Annotated in this window: 16 protein-coding genes; 14 read left to right on the forward strand and 2 right to left on the reverse strand. The window is 34.0% G+C overall.

Annotated features, from left to right (window positions below; translation table 11 throughout):
• The first annotated feature begins 73 nt into the window (after positions 1–73).
• The 14 genes from AC5SLP_RS07665 (at position 74) to AC5SLP_RS07730 (ending at position 13,823) form a co-directional block, all read left to right on the forward strand.
• Complete coding sequence (locus AC5SLP_RS07665; protein ID WP_495254566.1) at positions 74–1,303, forward strand: argininosuccinate synthase; 1,230 nt, start codon at positions 74–76, stop codon at positions 1,301–1,303.
• A 5-nt stretch (positions 1,304–1,308) separates the two neighbouring features.
• On the forward strand, positions 1,309–1,722 hold the full coding sequence (locus AC5SLP_RS07670) for a rhodanese-like domain-containing protein (protein WP_495254567.1): 414 nt from the start codon (positions 1,309–1,311) through the stop codon (positions 1,720–1,722).
• 2 nt (positions 1,723–1,724) lie between these two features.
• The gene (rplI, locus tag AC5SLP_RS07675; RefSeq protein ID WP_495254568.1) at positions 1,725–2,171 is read left to right on the forward strand and encodes a 50S ribosomal protein L9; all 447 of its coding nucleotides are present in this window, start codon (positions 1,725–1,727) and stop codon (positions 2,169–2,171) included.
• Between the two features lie 5 nt (positions 2,172–2,176).
• A complete protein-coding gene (hslV, locus tag AC5SLP_RS07680) occupies positions 2,177–2,722 on the forward strand; it encodes an ATP-dependent protease subunit HslV (protein WP_495254569.1) in 546 nt (181 codons plus the stop codon).
• Entirely contained in the window at positions 2,719–4,044 is a 1,326-nt protein-coding gene (gene hslU / locus AC5SLP_RS07685; protein WP_495254570.1) for an ATP-dependent protease ATPase subunit HslU, read from the forward strand. Before hslV ends, hslU begins: the two co-directional genes overlap by 4 nt.
• A gap of 10 nt (positions 4,045–4,054) precedes the next feature.
• Positions 4,055–4,954 (forward strand): GTPase Era, encoded by a 900-nt coding sequence (gene era, locus AC5SLP_RS07690; RefSeq protein ID WP_495254571.1) that lies wholly within the window; start codon positions 4,055–4,057, stop codon positions 4,952–4,954.
• A gap of 62 nt (positions 4,955–5,016) precedes the next feature.
• Complete coding sequence (locus tag AC5SLP_RS07695; RefSeq protein ID WP_495254572.1) at positions 5,017–6,543, forward strand: hypothetical protein; 1,527 nt, start codon at positions 5,017–5,019, stop codon at positions 6,541–6,543.
• Positions 6,536–7,183 carry a hypothetical protein gene (locus AC5SLP_RS07700; RefSeq protein ID WP_495254573.1) on the forward strand — a complete coding sequence of 216 codons (648 nt, stop codon included), beginning with the start codon at positions 6,536–6,538 and terminating at the stop codon, positions 7,181–7,183. The genes AC5SLP_RS07695 and AC5SLP_RS07700 overlap by 8 nt, the downstream gene beginning before the upstream one ends.
• Entirely contained in the window at positions 7,180–7,608 is a 429-nt protein-coding gene (locus tag AC5SLP_RS07705) for a hypothetical protein (RefSeq protein ID WP_495254574.1), read from the forward strand. The genes AC5SLP_RS07700 and AC5SLP_RS07705 overlap by 4 nt, the downstream gene beginning before the upstream one ends.
• Positions 7,577–9,112, forward strand: coding sequence for a pilus (MSHA type) biogenesis protein MshL (gene mshL / locus AC5SLP_RS07710; RefSeq protein ID WP_495254575.1), 1,536 nt, complete (start codon positions 7,577–7,579; stop codon positions 9,110–9,112). The genes AC5SLP_RS07705 and mshL overlap by 32 nt, the downstream gene beginning before the upstream one ends.
• On the forward strand, positions 9,105–9,914 hold the full coding sequence (locus AC5SLP_RS07715; protein WP_495254576.1) for an AAA family ATPase: 810 nt from the start codon (positions 9,105–9,107) through the stop codon (positions 9,912–9,914). Before mshL ends, AC5SLP_RS07715 begins: the two co-directional genes overlap by 8 nt.
• Positions 9,907–10,767, forward strand: coding sequence for a CDC27 family protein (locus AC5SLP_RS07720; RefSeq protein WP_495254577.1), 861 nt, complete (start codon positions 9,907–9,909; stop codon positions 10,765–10,767). Before AC5SLP_RS07715 ends, AC5SLP_RS07720 begins: the two co-directional genes overlap by 8 nt.
• 66 nt (positions 10,768–10,833) lie before the next feature.
• A complete protein-coding gene (locus AC5SLP_RS07725) occupies positions 10,834–12,585 on the forward strand; it encodes a GspE/PulE family protein (protein WP_495254578.1) in 1,752 nt (583 codons plus the stop codon).
• Positions 12,582–13,823, forward strand: a complete 1,242-nt coding sequence (locus AC5SLP_RS07730) for a type II secretion system F family protein (protein WP_495254579.1) — start codon at positions 12,582–12,584, stop codon at positions 13,821–13,823. The genes AC5SLP_RS07725 and AC5SLP_RS07730 overlap by 4 nt, the downstream gene beginning before the upstream one ends.
• Before the next feature lie 55 nt (positions 13,824–13,878).
• Here AC5SLP_RS07730 and AC5SLP_RS07735 read toward each other — a convergent pair whose 3' ends face one another.
• Entirely contained in the window at positions 13,879–14,322 is a 444-nt protein-coding gene (locus AC5SLP_RS07735) for a hypothetical protein (protein WP_495254580.1), read from the reverse strand.
• A gap of 17 nt (positions 14,323–14,339) precedes the next feature.
• Complete coding sequence (flgH, locus tag AC5SLP_RS07740) at positions 14,340–15,047, reverse strand: flagellar basal body L-ring protein FlgH (protein WP_495254581.1); 708 nt, start codon at positions 15,045–15,047, stop codon at positions 14,340–14,342.
• Positions 15,048–15,061 lie beyond the last annotated feature (14 nt).

Consider the following 15,061-nt stretch of genomic DNA (forward strand, 5'->3'; position numbering starts at 1 on the left):
GAAGCATAAGCAAAGTTTTTACAAAGTTGCGGTACTATCACGGAATTCTATTATTTCTATGAGGAATCTAATCATGAAAAAAAATGTCAAAAAAGTTGTTCTTGCATATTCTGGCGGACTTGATACCAGTATTATTTTAAAATGGCTCCAAGATGAGTACAAATGTGAAGTAGTTACTTTTACAGCAGATATCGGTCAAGGTGAAGAGTTAGAGCCTGCACGTAAAAAAGCCATCTCATTGGGCATTAAACCAGAAAATATTTTTATTGAAGACCTCAAAGAAGAGTTTGTACGCGACTATGTCTTCCCAATGTTTAGAGCGAATGCTATTTATGAAGGTGAATATTTATTAGGAACATCTATCGCGCGCCCATTAATCGCAAAACGTCAAGCTGAAATTGCGGCTAAAGTAGGAGCAGATGGCGTAAGTCATGGCGCAACAGGTAAAGGAAATGACCAAGTACGCTTTGAAATGGGGTATCTTAGTATGAATTCTGATCTTGTGATTATTGCCCCATGGCGTGAATGGGATTTAAATTCTCGTGAAAAGCTCCTTGCATACGCAGAAAAAAACGGTATCAGTATTGAGAAAAAACCAGGTAAATCACCGTATTCCATGGATGCAAATCTTCTTCATATCTCGTATGAAGGTTTAGTCCTTGAAGATCCAGCGGCTGAGCCTGAAGAAGATATGTGGCGTTGGACAGTAAGCCCAGAGCAAGCACCTGATCAATCAGAAGTGATTGAACTTACGTATGAAAAAGGTGATCCGGTTGCCCTAAATGGTGAAAGACTCTCTCCTGCTACAATGTTAGCTCGCTTAAATGCTTTAGGTTGTAAACACGGTATTGGTCGTATCGATATTGTTGAAAATCGTTTTGTGGGTATGAAAAGTAGAGGTTGTTATGAAACGCCAGGCGGTACGATTATGCTAAAAGCTCACCGTGCTATTGAGAGTATCACTTTAGATCGTGAAGCAGCTCACTTTAAAGATGAATTAATGCCTGGCTATGCCAAAACAATTTATAACGGTTTTTGGTTCTCACCAGAGCGCGAAATGATGCAAGCGGCTATTGATAAATCACAAGAAACCGTTAATGGTACCGTGAAACTTAAACTCTATAAAGGTAATGTTTCGGTTATCGGCAGAGATTCAAAAACAAATAACCTTTTCAACGAGGCATTTTGTACATTTGAAGAAGATGAAGTTTACAATCAAAAAGATGCTGCAGGTTTTATTAAACTCAATGCATTACGTTTTATTATCAGTGGAAAAAATAAAAAGAATCAAGGCAATCGTTAAGTGTTATGAATTTAACTGAAGAAGAGCGGATGATAGGATTAGTACAAACTGTTTCACAAAGTAATGAGATTACGGGCGAGGAGCTACAATTTTTGCTCTCGTGCCGGCTCAAAGGCAAAATCGATTTTCTGTTAATTGATATTAGAGAAATAACAGAATATTCTGCCTTAAGTATTAAAGGAACAGATATGCTACTGCCAACATCAACGATTCATCTTCATTTAGATGAACTCTCTAAACGCAAAGGAAATCTAATGATTTTTTATTGCCATAGTTCTAGTCGAACTTTTCAGATGATTCATATTCTTAAACGTATGGGCTTTACACATATAGCTCATTTAGATAGGGGCATTATGGAATATCGTGGTGAAACACTTAAAAATGCCCCTCTTCCCAAAAATATTCGTACGAAGGAATAACGATGAAAGTTTTATTGATTAAAGATGTAAAAGATTTAGGCAAAAAAGGCGAAATCAAAGAAGTCAAAGACGGTTATGGTCAAAACTTTTTGATTGGCAAAGGTTATGCGCTTTTAGCAACAAATGAAGTCATGCGTAAATATGAATCTGATCAACGCAAGAAAGCAGAAGCAGAAGCTCTAGAAATTGCAAATTTAAAAATGATTGAAAAAAAATTAGCAGAATTAAAGCTGACTGTTAAGCGAAAACTTGGAGCAAATGGTAGTCTTTTTGGCGCGGTGACAAAAGATGAAATTGCACAAGAACTTAAAGAGCAATATGCAATTGAGATTGACAAAAAAACTGTTGAAATTGAACATGCCATCAAAACAACAGGGAATTTCGATGTTAGCATTAAACTAGGACATGGTATTCATGCCACATTGGCACTTATTATCATTGGAGAATAAAGAGCATGTTTGAAGCAACCACCATCCTCGCATGTAGAGGCAAAAATAAAGCAGTTATTGGCGGTGATGGACAAGTGACATTTGGCAATACTGTTTTGAAGAACAATGCCACAAAAATTCGAAAACTTTATAACAGCAAGATTCTTGCTGGTTTTGCTGGTAGTACAGCAGATGCTTTCAATCTTTTTGATATGTTTGAAAGTATTTTAGAGCAAAAAAAAGGTGATTTATACAAATCTGTCATCGAATTTTCAAAAGAGTGGCGCAAAGATAAAATGTTGCGTCGTTTAGAAGCGATGATGATTGTTTTAGATTGTGAGCATATCTTCATCTTAAGTGGCAATGGCGATGTCGTTGAACCAGAAGATGGGAAAATAGCAGCTATTGGCAGTGGTGGAAATTATGCCATCTCCGCAGCTCGCGCATTGGATCGTCACGCGATGTTGGATGAAGAGACTTTGGTCAAAGAAAGTCTTAAAATTGCTAGTGAACTTTGCATTTATACCAATGATCATATCAAAACTTTTGTTTTGGAGAGTAGTGCCTCATGAATTTAACACCTAAACAAATTGTTGCTTATCTCGATGAGTATATTATCGGGCAATTTAATGCTAAAAAAGCAATTGCAATCGCTTTGCGTAATCGTTATCGAAGATTACAATTAGATGATGCTATGGCTGAAGAAGTTATGCCAAAAAATATCTTAATGATTGGTTCCACGGGTGTCGGTAAGACAGAAATTGCACGCCGTATGGCTAAGATGCTCTCATTGCCTTTTGTTAAAGTAGAAGCGAGTAAATACACAGAAGTTGGTTTTGTAGGACGCGATGTTGAGTCAATGGTCAGAGATTTAATGATGGCCTCTATCAACCTTGTCAAAGCGGAACATAAAGAAAAAAACCAAGAAGATATTGCAGCTCATGTTGAAAAAACAATTATTGAGAAACTTCTTCCTCCTCTTCCAAAAGGGGTGAGTGAAGAGAAAAAAACTGATTATGAAAAAAGCTTTGAAAAAATGCGTCAAAGATTACGCGATGGTGAGCTTGATGAACTAAAAATCGAAGTAGAAATTTCACAAGGAAACTCCGATTTAGGTGATTCGTCTTTACCTCCAGAGATGGTTAAGGTGCAGGAATCTTTTATTAAAATTTTAGGTTCTGGACAAAGCAATATTAAAAAAGAGATGAAAGTTAAAGATGCCAAAGAGGCCTTAAAACTTGAAGCAAGTGAAAAACTGTTAGATATGGAAGCTGTCAAAAGTGAAGCCAGAGAGCGTGCCCAAAATGGTGGCATTATCTTTATTGATGAAATTGATAAAATTGCCGTTAATTCGTCACAATCTCACCGAAGCGACCCAAGCAAAGAAGGCGTCCAACGCGACCTCCTTCCTATTGTAGAAGGAAGTGATGTTAATACAAAATACGGAAGTATTAAAACCGATCATATTCTTTTTATTTCAGCAGGTGCTTTTCATTTAAGCAAGCCTAGTGATCTTATCCCTGAACTTCAGGGACGTTTTCCTTTGCGTGTTGAGCTTAGCTCACTCACGGAAGAAGTGTTATATAAGATTTTAACACAACCCAAAAACTCTTTATTGCTTCAATATCAAGCCCTTTTAAAAACAGAAAGCGTTGATCTTGTGTTTGAAGATGCCGCAATTCAAGCCATAGCTAAAATTGCGCAAATTACGAATGAAAAAACAGAAGATATTGGTGCTCGAAGATTGCATACGATTATCGAAAAAGTTCTAGAAGATATTAGTTACAGTGCCGATGAACACAAAGGTGAGACATTACATGTAAGTGAATCTCTTGTCCATGAAAAATTAGATGCTATTGTTGAGAATGAAGATAGCAGTCGATATATTCTTTAAAAGAAGTTAAATGACAGACAAAAACACAAAAACAAAAGCAGGGTTTGTAGCCGTCGTAGGAAGACCAAATGCTGGTAAAAGCTCACTTCTAAATTGGTTAGTCGGTGAAAAACTTGCTCTTGTCTCCCATAAAGCTAATGCAACCCGAAAGCGTTTAAATATTATAGCAATGCATGAAAATACGCAAATTATTTTTATTGATACACCGGGAATTCATGAACAGGAACGCTTGTTAAATCAATTTATGCTTGAAGAAGCTATGAAAGCTATGGGGGATTGTGATTTGATTCTTTTTTTAGCGCCCGCAAGTGATACACTTCAACATTATATTGATTTTATATCCTTAAACAAAGCCAATATCCCGCATATGGTTTTACTTACTAAGACAGATAGTGTATCACAGACGGCTCTTTTTGATAAAATCACTGAATATCAAGCCTATCAAGATAAATTTACTGCCCTCATTCCTGTTTCTGTTAAAAAAGGAATCTCACAATCCTATCTTTTGGAAGCTATCGCAAAATACATACCAGAACATCCATACCTGTATGATCCTGAAATCCTTACAACAGAGAGGTCACGCGATATTTATAAAGAGTTAATTCGTGAGGCAATTTTTGATAATACGAGTGATGAAATTCCCTATTTTGCAGATGTTTTGATTGATAAAGTTGAAGAAAATGAAATAATCGATAATATTTATGCTACTATTGTCGTCGATAAAAAGAGCCAAAAGGGAATTATTATCGGCAAAGAGGGACAAACCATCAAAAGAATCGGCTCACACGCACGCAAATTAATCGAAAATTTGTCACAAAAACGTGTCTTTTTGAAACTTGTAGTAGTTGTCAAGCAAGGTTGGAGCCAAGATAAAGAAATGTTGAAGAAAATTGGTTATATAGTTGAATAAAGTAAATGTGTCAAAATCGTCACATATTAACGATTAATTTTTAAAATAAAGGGGTTTTAAAAATGTCCATGACTGAGGATAGACGTTATAGCTCAGAAATTGTTTCTATCGACCCTTTATCACTGACTTCTTACGCTTACGCGAAAAATGAAATAAAACTTAATAAGCTTGAAAAAAGTGATAAAAATGCTTTTTTCATCTCTTATTTACAAGCACGAGATATTATCAGTGCCACTATTGACATTAGCCGAAATATTCCTGATAGTGACTTAAAAGATGCTATTGAAATCAAAGTTTATGATGAATTAGCTCTCGACTCATCCATCGAATATGTTATTAGTTACCTTGAAACAGATGCAAAAGATGCAAAAAATCGCTCTTTTAATGTTTTTGTTATTGATGCAAATTTGATGCAATCAAAATTGCTTCCCATTAAAGAAAAAACTCGTTATATCGATTATGTTACCACTGCTCCATTCTTAATTAAAGCTTTATATCGAAAAAATTTTTTAGAACCTGAAGGAACCCACTGTTTTGTCTATTTTCAAAAATCAGATGCCTTTTTATCTATTTATAAAGGCGGAGAATATGTCTATTCAAAATCTCTACATTACTCTTTAAAAGAGATTAATGAAAAATTTTGTGAACTTGTTGGCGAACGAATAGACGAAGAGGATTTCTATAAGCTTCTCACCAATGAAGGACTAAGAGCTACAAATAATCAATACCAACAAAGCCTTATGCAGTTGTTTGGTGAAATTTTCCTTTATATTAGCGATGTTCTTGTCTTTACAAAACGATCTTATAATATTGATTATATTGATAAACTTTACCTTGGCTCAGAGATAGGAACATTTTCTGGAATTGAAGAGTATGGAAAAAGCTACTTAGGATTAGAATCATTCGAATTTAATTTTAGCATTGCTATTAATTCAAAAGAGTGGTATATTGATCAAATTCATATCTTGATGATGCTCAGTGCACAACTTTATATAGAAAATCCAGATGACAATCTCAATTTTTCAATCTATAAACGCCCTCCTCCATTAAAACATAGACCTGCTGGTAAGTTGTTAGGAATTTTGGCTGCCAGTATTATTATTGGATTAGCATATCCTGCTTATCAATTTGCATACCATTCTTTTTTAAGTTTAAAAGCTGCTAAAGAGACCAGTGATTACAATGAGCTATTTCAAAGAACATCCAATATACGACAACAACTAGCTACGCTTAAAGTAGAAAAAGACAAAGTTGATGCGCTGGTTAAAAATGAAACTACTAAATTTGAGTTTCGCAAAAAGCTTTTAAGCGAAATTTATCATAAGAAAATTTCCTATCCTATGAAAGCTGCAATTCTTTTGGAGGTTTTTCAACTTTCAAATAAAAATGATTGTAAGGTTGAAGCGGTAGACTTCAAAAAAAATCAGCTTGATATTTTTGTACGTAATCGAAGTGAAAAGAAAGTGACAGAATTTATTCAGGATCTTACCGAATTAAAAAAATATAAAATCAATACTGATAAAATTCTTTATGATGACACAATAAGGCTTTATATGAGTAAAATTTCAATAGGATTACATGATGAATAGTCTTGATTCTCTTTTGGATAAAATTGATCATTATTTTGACGGTAAAAAAAGTAATGAAGTCTATCTCATTTTTTTAATGGTTTTTGTTGTTTTTGGTTATCTTTCGTACAGTTATTTCTTTCCTATAACAGATAAAATACTCAAACAAACAATGCGTACTTCAAAAGAAGTAGAAAAGAAATTAAAAGACGAACAAGCCTATTTGGCATCTGTATCTCGCGATGGAGATGAATCCTTTATGATTAAAAAAGTTAAAGCAGATACTGAAAATGCAAAATTATTACTTGAAAAAACGACTTATACAAATGCCTATGTCGATAGTAAATTAAAAGAACTTTCTTATCTATTGTTCAACGATGAAAATTGGGCAAAATTTTTAAACTCAATAACCGAGCTTGCACAAAAGTATGCTGTTCGAATTAAAGTTATTGAAAACAAAATGAATGAGCCAAGTCTTCAAAAAATTGAACAAATTTTAACCCTTAAAGTTGATTTCAGTGGCTCTTTCGCAAACACCATGAAGTTTATGAATGCTATTGAAGAGAGTGAATTGGTTGTAGATATATATGAATTGAATTGTACCGCTAAAAAGAATATTGAAGGGCAATTTAATATTGCTGTTTGGGGGATGAAATATTGAAAACATTGTCAAAAATCATTTTACCACTTTGCAGTATTTTAATATCTTCTTATGCGCAAGAACAATTGTCTCTAGGCAATGAAGTTAAATCATATGATAAAATTTTTGAAAAAATTGCAGAAAGAAGATCAGGAGCTAATGTCGTCATGATTGATAAACTCAATAACCCATTTATCGTGATTTATTCGGATGGAAATAATTCTGATGCCAATGCATCTAACCAAGTAATTTCTTATATTCTTGAAGCTACTTTTGATCAAAAAGCTAAGATCAATGGGACTTGGTATAAGCGATTAGATACCGTTGGCGCTTATAAATTAACGAATATTAGACATGATAGTGTTATCTTACGCAATGAAATTGAAAAAAAAGAACTTTTGATAAGGACGAAAGATGAGAGCAATGTTAAAATCTTTTCCAAATAATTTAATTCTACTCGTAGCGACTTTAGCTATCGCTCTTTCACCTGTTTTAGCTGCTGAAAAAAGCAAAAGTTGTGAATATAGAACGTTTAATATTAAAACGAATAATAAAGCAACAGGAGGTGAACTTCTTGCGGAGCTCGCTGATGTATGCGATTTTAGTGTCGTGGTTAAAGATACAGAAGCTGAAAAAATATTGGCTAAAAATCTGAATGGTATTAACATTAAAAATCTCTCTCTTGATGAAGTGTTTCAGATTGTTATTCAAGATAATGACCTTTTTTATACCTATGACAAAAACTTTTTAAAAATTTCAGCTTTAAGTACAAAATCCTTTAAAGTAGACTACATCTCCTCTATCCGCGAAGGTAAAGCAGTCATTAACGCTTCAGTAGATGCTACGCCAACTGAAGTGAGTGGAACGACAACAAAGAATACAACAACACTAAGTCAAAATATTATCTCTTCAAATGAATCGTTTGATTTTTGGAAAACTATCTCTAATGAGCTTGTATCGGTGTTAAACACTGGCGCAGAAACGTATAAAGCACAAGCACCCATTATTAACGTAAATGCAGGCATGATTACTGTTACAGCAACCAAAAAACAGTTGGATCGCGTTTCGGACTATATTGATATGCTAAAAGATAGGTTACACAAACAAGTGTTGATTGATGTTTCTATCCTAAATGTTGCTCTTAGCAGTAGTAATAAGACAGGTGTTGATTGGAGTAAGTTTTCATTGGGTTTTAGCAGTAGTTCTATTTTTAACAATAGCAATCAAGGACAAACTGCACATACGCATACAGACTCAACGAATTCACCTGCAACGTATTATGACAATGCTATTACAAAAAATTATAATAATTTAACAGTAGTCAATGATGCTGTTTTCTCTATCTCTGGCTTAATAGACTTCTTATCATCTAATGGTGACACAAGAGTTGTATCTAGTCCAAAAGTTTTAACAATGAATAATCAGCAAGCCCTTATTACAGTAGGTGACAATATTAATTATCGTGTTCCAGAAGATACAACCAATACGGCAACAACGACAACAACACTCACAACAACGTATACTAATTATTCAATTTTTATCGGGGTGCTTTTAAATATAACGCCTGAAATTTCTGAAGATAATGAAATTATCCTTCGCATTAACCCATCTGTGAGCAATTTTAAATACTCTGATGATGAAGCGCGCACGACTGACCCTAGAGAAATAGCGCCGGATACTTCTGAGAAAAAACTTTCAACGGTTGTCAAAGTTAAAGATGGTAGTACTATCATCCTAGGTGGTCTCATCGCTTCTAGCAAAGGTAAAGAAAATAGTAGCGTGCCTCTACTCAGTAGCATTCCTCTACTTGGCGAAGCATTTAAACACACGGCAGATACGATTGCTACGAGTGAATTAGTATTTGTGATTACACCACATATTATTGGATCTAAAGGTACAGACAAAACAACACTTAAAGATTTAGGTTATAGTCAAAAAATCAATGAATAGCAGCTATAGTGATTTAAAAACCATCTTCGTGGATGGAGAAGTATTTGACTATGTCAATTTAGATAAGTCTGCAATGACGTATGATCGTTTAGTTCAGACATTGGATAAACCACTAAAATTAATCTTATTTTATGGTAAACCAGGGACGGGAAAGACGTTTTTACTTCAAAAAATCTACAATGATTTGAGGCAAAAAAAACGAATCATCTTTTTTCCTCGTCCTTTTTTTGATGAAAAAGTTTTTATTAAAGCTTTGTATGAACATACTTTTGGAAAAGCTTCACCTGAGTTTTCAAATTACAATGAATTCTTAGCAGTGGTTAGTAAACATATTACTTCGACAGAATTGACGATTACTGTTTTAATTGACGAAGCACAACTCTATCCCACAGATCTTATTGAAAAAATTCGTCTTATGGCGGATTCAAGGCTATTTAAATTTTTATTTACTGTTCATAAAACAGAAAAAGAGGATATCTTAGCAAAAGATTATTTTCAAACGCGTATTTGGGAAACTATAGAGATTGATAATGCTTCCCTTAATGAAATCAAGACGTATATTGAAAAAAAGCTTCTTTTTCATAACCGCTTTGAATATCTCAACCTATTAAAAGAGAAGCATTACAAATTGATTGCTCAAATGACATCAGGTAATTTAAGAACAATCAATAAACTAATGTATAAATTATTTGAAATCTTAGAATACTACGATACGAACAAACCTTCTTTAATTAAAGCGAATGCATTACATGTAAAATATTTAGAAATGGCCGGTATTAGCCTAGGAATGCTTGATGCTTAGTACATCGGAGATTGTTGAACTCGAAAAGCGATTATTTAAATATCGATTGAAACAAAAATTACACTTTGTGTATTTTGGTCTTGTTATCCTCATTGTATCGATATTTATATACTATTTTTATCCACACATTGAATCAGTTTTCAATATTTCTATGCGCCAAGAAATATCGACACCTACTACGAATACGAAACAAGTATCCGATACCAATATTACAACTCAGCCAACCAAGGCACTTGATGTTAATTTGACACAACCTGCTCTCAATAAAGAAGAAAATAAGACTGAAGAGACGTTATTGTTGCAACTTCCAACTATTACACAATCTAGCGTATCCAAAAAGTATTCTCCCCCACCTGAAATACCAAAAGCAGCTTCAGGTATACAAGAAGAAGAGACAACCACAAAGCTTTTTATGCGAAAGCCATCTGAAAATTCACAAGAAGAGTCTTTTTATAGAAATAAAGAGGATCAAATTGATGGTACTCTACTTCCACCACCGCCTCTTGACGATATTAAGCCTAAAGGTATGATTAAGATAGAAACACATGAAATTAATTCTATTCAGTATCTCAAAGAGAAATTTGACTCGACGCATAATATTGTTTTTGCTCTTATGCTAGCAGAAGAATACTATCTTAACAAAAACTATAATGAAAGCAACAAATGGGCATTGATTGCTAATAATATTGATGCAGGAAATGAAAAAAGTTGGCTTTGGTTTGCAAAATCCAAGTACAAGCTTGGACATAAAGATGACGCTATTTTAGCACTGAAGGCTTATTTGAAAAACAACAAATCTTCCGCTGTAGAGAGCTTATTAAATCAAATCACTGTTGGTGAAATGATGAACTAAAGATTATTTGGTTTCTTAGTATTAGAAATGGTACAATAAATATAAATTTATCAATATTGGCAGATAATGGGCGAGATAACAACAACAATTTTAGCATATTTGATTCATAACCGTATTATTGATGAAAATACGGCTACGAGGATAAAAGAAGAAATTAAACAAAATACTCAAAAAGTATTTGGAGAAATTCTTCTTGAAAATAATTTTTTTACTAAAGAAGACCTTCTTATCCTTGTAATTGAATTTTTCAAAAAAGGGGTATTGAGTCTTGAAGATGTAAACACTAACTTTGCAATTGATAGTGAAAAATTTTTACAAGCATTGGCTAAAAATTTAAATTATGAATATTTAGATTTAGATTCGATTGATATTGATTATCGACTAGCCTCAAAACTCCCTTTTGCGCAACTCAAAAAATTTAGAGCCTTGCCTGTTCGTGAAGATGAAATTAATATCTATGTTGCTTTACGAGACCCATTAGATATTAATGCACAAGAAGGTGTGCAGAGAATTTTCCCTCGTAAATTACTCAAAGTGATTATCGCTGATCCCTCTCAAATTGAAAAATACCTTGTGAAAATGGAATTGAGTGAGAGTATCAAAGGGTTGATTGGTGAGATTCGTAAAGAAATTACTTCAAGTGCTGTTGAAAATCCTCAAGAATCATCTGGTATTTTAAAGCTCATTGAAATTATTTTAAAGACATCTATTTTAGCACGCGCAAGTGATATCCATATTGAACCAACAGAAAACAATTGTATTGTGCGAAGTAGAATTGACGGTATGCTGACAGAGACGTTCATTTTTGATAAAGATATCTACCCTCCTTTAGCATCACGTATGAAATTGCTTTCTAATATGGATATTGCCGAGAAAAGAAAACCACAAGATGGACGCTTTTCAGCTACAATTTTGGGCCGCGAATATGATTTTAGGATTTCTGCACTTCCTACAATTAACGGTGAATCAATAGTTATTCGTATTTTAGATAAGTCTAAAGTGATGATTAAAATTGAAGATCTAGGAATGCATCCTAAAAATTATGTTAAATTTGCACAAGCAATGCGTTCCCCCTATGGCATTATTTTGGTTACGGGTCCAACCGGTAGCGGTAAAACGACAACACTCTATGCTGCTCTCAATGCTATTAAAAGCGTTCAAAGTAAAATTATCACAGTTGAAGATCCTGTTGAATACCAACTGACTTTGACACAACAAGTACAGGTTAATGAGAAAGCAAATTTGACATTTGCATCTGCGCTTCGCTCTATTTTAAGACAAGATCCAGATATTATCATGATTGGTGAGATTCGTGATACAGAAACACTTCGAATTGCCGTACAAGCGGCACTTACAGGCCACCTTGTTTTCTCAACGTTACACACCAATGATGCCATTAGCGCAGTCACCAGAGTCGTTGATATGGGAATTGAACCTTATTTAATGAGTGGTTCACTCATCGCTATTGAGGCGCAACGATTGGTACGGAAATTATGCCCTTACTGTAAAACGAAATATACTTTACCCAAAACAGCTTATGATGAAATCAAATCTATGCTCCCTGAGACATATCAATTTTATAAAAACAACGGTTGTGAGAAATGCGCTCAAACAGGATATCTAGGTAGGGAAATGATTTCAGAAATTTTAGTAATTAGCGAAAAGATATCAAGCATGATTGCACAAGGTGCAACGAAAAATGAGGTAAAAGAACAAGCTTTAGTAGAAGGCTTTATTGATATGTATCAAGACGGTATAACACGAGCAGCCAATGGAATAACAACTCTCGATGAAATAGTAAGGGTGGCCAAAGGATGAAATATTATGAAGTGAATTATCTTTTTAAAGGGCAAAAAACTAAGACTGTTATTAAATCTCCCAATAAACACGATGCTATCGCTATCGCTAAAATTAAAATCCCTGGTGTCATTTTAACCGTTAAAGAAACATCTGCACCATTAGAAGATCAATTTAGTGCTTTAAAAAATCAACTGCTCGGTACGATTACCCGTAAAAAAGTCAAAATGCCTAGCTTAATAGCTGCTATTAGACAATTAAGTGTTATGACCAATGCTGGTATTTCTATCCATGATAGTGTTAAAGAAGTTACCAATGCAACAGTTGATAAAACACTCAAAGAAATCTTTAATAGTGTCAATGATGATCTGAACTCTGGACTTAGCTTGACACAATCTTTAATGGCCTATCGTGATATTGTGGGTGATGTAACTATTGCTATGGTTGAACTTGGTGAAAGCACGGGTAATATGGCCGAATCACTAGAAAAATTAGCAGAAATTCTTGATGAAATTGAAGAAAATAGGCAAAAATTCAAAAAAGCACTACGTTATCCTATTACCGTTGTAATTGCTATAGCGATAGCCTTTACTATTTTGATGGTTTATGTTGTGCCAAAATTTAAAGAGATATTTGCAAAATTAAAAGCTGACCTTCCTCTTCCTACTAAAATCCTTCTTTTTATGGAACATATGATTAATGAATATGGGTTATATCTTTTAGCGGGATTAATTGGCATTATTGTCTTAATTAAATATTTAATTAATAATAATGAAGAGTTTAAAAAAGGTTTTGATCGTTATATTCTTAAAGTATATCTGATTGGGGATATTATTTTTTATGCAACACTCAGTCGCTTTTGCCTTGTTTTTACAGAGTTGATTCGAGCAGGTATTCCTATTGCAGATGCACTGGACACCGCATTACTGACTCTAGACAATACTTTTCTAAAAAAAAGACTTTCTGCAGTAAAAGTTTCTGTACAGCGGGGTATCTCTTTAACAGAATCGTTTCGAGATACTGAATTGTTTGAAGGTATGTTGATTCAGATGATTCAAGCAGGTGAACAAAGTGGTACTTTAGATAAAATGCTTGAGAAGGTGACCTTATACTTTAAATCTCGTTTCAATCAAATCATTGATAATATCGCGAGCTATATAGAACCTATTCTCTTGGGCTTTATTGCTGGTATGGTTTTATTGATGGCTCTTGGAATTTTTATGCCAATGTGGGATATGGCAAAAGCGGTTAAACACTAAATAAATAATGGCTCATGATGGATTTGTATTAAGACACAAATCCATCATGAGAATATTAAAATTCGTCAGGGATAGTACAGTCCAAGTTCTCAGCAAAACGCTCTTGTGCTAATGTAATCAACGCTTTTTGGTCAAGATTCATAATTAAACATAAAGCACCTAATTTTTTACACCATAAGCGTTCAACTTTGATACGATAATCATCTTCTTTAACTTTCGTAAAAATACTCCACTTTCGAATACTTTTTTTCTCTTTGTATCCTAAAATATCAATAATCTCTTTATCGTCTATCTTCCGTTCGGAAAGAGTATGTAATTGTGTTTCATTAAGGCCTAAACGCCATGCTTTATAGCCAAGGACAATCGCTCTTGCACGATTGGGCGTATTTGTTTTTAGCTTATCAAAACTTGCACCAAAGTATTTGAGGGCAACAATGATATCTTTCGCTTTAAAAATTTTATCTCTCTCTATAAATTTAGGAGGGTTAAGTGTTTGCAAAAAATTTCCTTATAGTATTAAAATGGCCAAATAGTTTCCATAAATTTGGAACCCCATGGCTTCGTGGTTGTCTGATCAATATCACCTTCAGTTTTATAGAGTATCTTAGCATCAGCAATGTATTTTGAATCAATATTATTGTATTGGTCAATATCGTAAGGTCTTATGACACCACTGACTTGGATGATTTGTTTTTCTCCGTTAATAAGAAGTTCTCTACTTCCTTCAATAAAATAATTACCATTATTTAAAATTTTAATAATGCGAGCAGAAATAGTGGTTGAAAAACTTTCATTGCGTGTATTACTACCAGTCCCTGTAAATGTATTATTAGAAGTTGTTGTAAAACCAATATTACCAAGTTTGTTAATTTGATTTGAAACACTGCCCATAACACCTCCACCAGCGGCTGTTGTAATGCCTGCTCCTAAATTATCTGAGTTATCTTTCGATAATGCTTTTTTCCCTGAAGATGTCTGTGCTGTTTTCTCAGTTATTGTAACCGTTACAACATCATTAATATGCATAGCTTTAAGGTCGGCAAATAATGGATTATCACCTTGCCCAAAAATACTACCAGGATTCGATGTTATGTTTTCGCTAACGCGTGAAGGTGTTTCATCTACATACACCGGGGCTTTCATACTAATCTTTGGATCAGCGGGGTGTACAGAACAACCTGCCAAAAAAAGAGTAGTTGCAAGACCGTATAGAAGAATTTTCATATCGCTCCGTTTTA

It is taken from the genome of Sulfurospirillum sp. E15m (assembly GCF_059415145.1).

Bases quoted from the DNA above. Each gene is read 5' to 3' on its own strand.
- AC5SLP_RS07665 (WP_495254566.1), top strand. From the start codon at position 74: ATGAAAAAAAATGTCAAAAAAGTTGTTCTTGCATATTCTGGCGGACTT.
- AC5SLP_RS07670 (WP_495254567.1), top strand. From the start codon at position 1,309: ATGAATTTAACTGAAGAAGAGCGGATGATAGGATTAGTACAAACTGTT.
- rplI (WP_495254568.1), top strand. From the start codon at position 1,725: ATGAAAGTTTTATTGATTAAAGATGTAAAAGATTTAGGCAAAAAAGGC.
- hslV (WP_495254569.1), top strand. From the start codon at position 2,177: ATGTTTGAAGCAACCACCATCCTCGCATGTAGAGGCAAAAATAAAGCA.
- hslU (WP_495254570.1), top strand. From the start codon at position 2,719: ATGAATTTAACACCTAAACAAATTGTTGCTTATCTCGATGAGTATATT.
- era (WP_495254571.1), top strand. From the start codon at position 4,055: ATGACAGACAAAAACACAAAAACAAAAGCAGGGTTTGTAGCCGTCGTA.
- AC5SLP_RS07695 (WP_495254572.1), top strand. From the start codon at position 5,017: ATGTCCATGACTGAGGATAGACGTTATAGCTCAGAAATTGTTTCTATC.
- AC5SLP_RS07700 (WP_495254573.1), top strand. From the start codon at position 6,536: ATGAATAGTCTTGATTCTCTTTTGGATAAAATTGATCATTATTTTGAC.
- mshL (WP_495254575.1), top strand. From the start codon at position 7,577: ATGAGAGCAATGTTAAAATCTTTTCCAAATAATTTAATTCTACTCGTA.
- AC5SLP_RS07715 (WP_495254576.1), top strand. From the start codon at position 9,105: ATGAATAGCAGCTATAGTGATTTAAAAACCATCTTCGTGGATGGAGAA.
- AC5SLP_RS07720 (WP_495254577.1), top strand. From the start codon at position 9,907: ATGCTTAGTACATCGGAGATTGTTGAACTCGAAAAGCGATTATTTAAA.
- AC5SLP_RS07725 (WP_495254578.1), top strand. From the start codon at position 10,834: ATGGGCGAGATAACAACAACAATTTTAGCATATTTGATTCATAACCGT.
- AC5SLP_RS07730 (WP_495254579.1), top strand. From the start codon at position 12,582: ATGAAATATTATGAAGTGAATTATCTTTTTAAAGGGCAAAAAACTAAG.
- flgH (WP_495254581.1), bottom strand. From the start codon at position 15,047: ATGAAAATTCTTCTATACGGTCTTGCAACTACTCTTTTTTTGGCAGGT.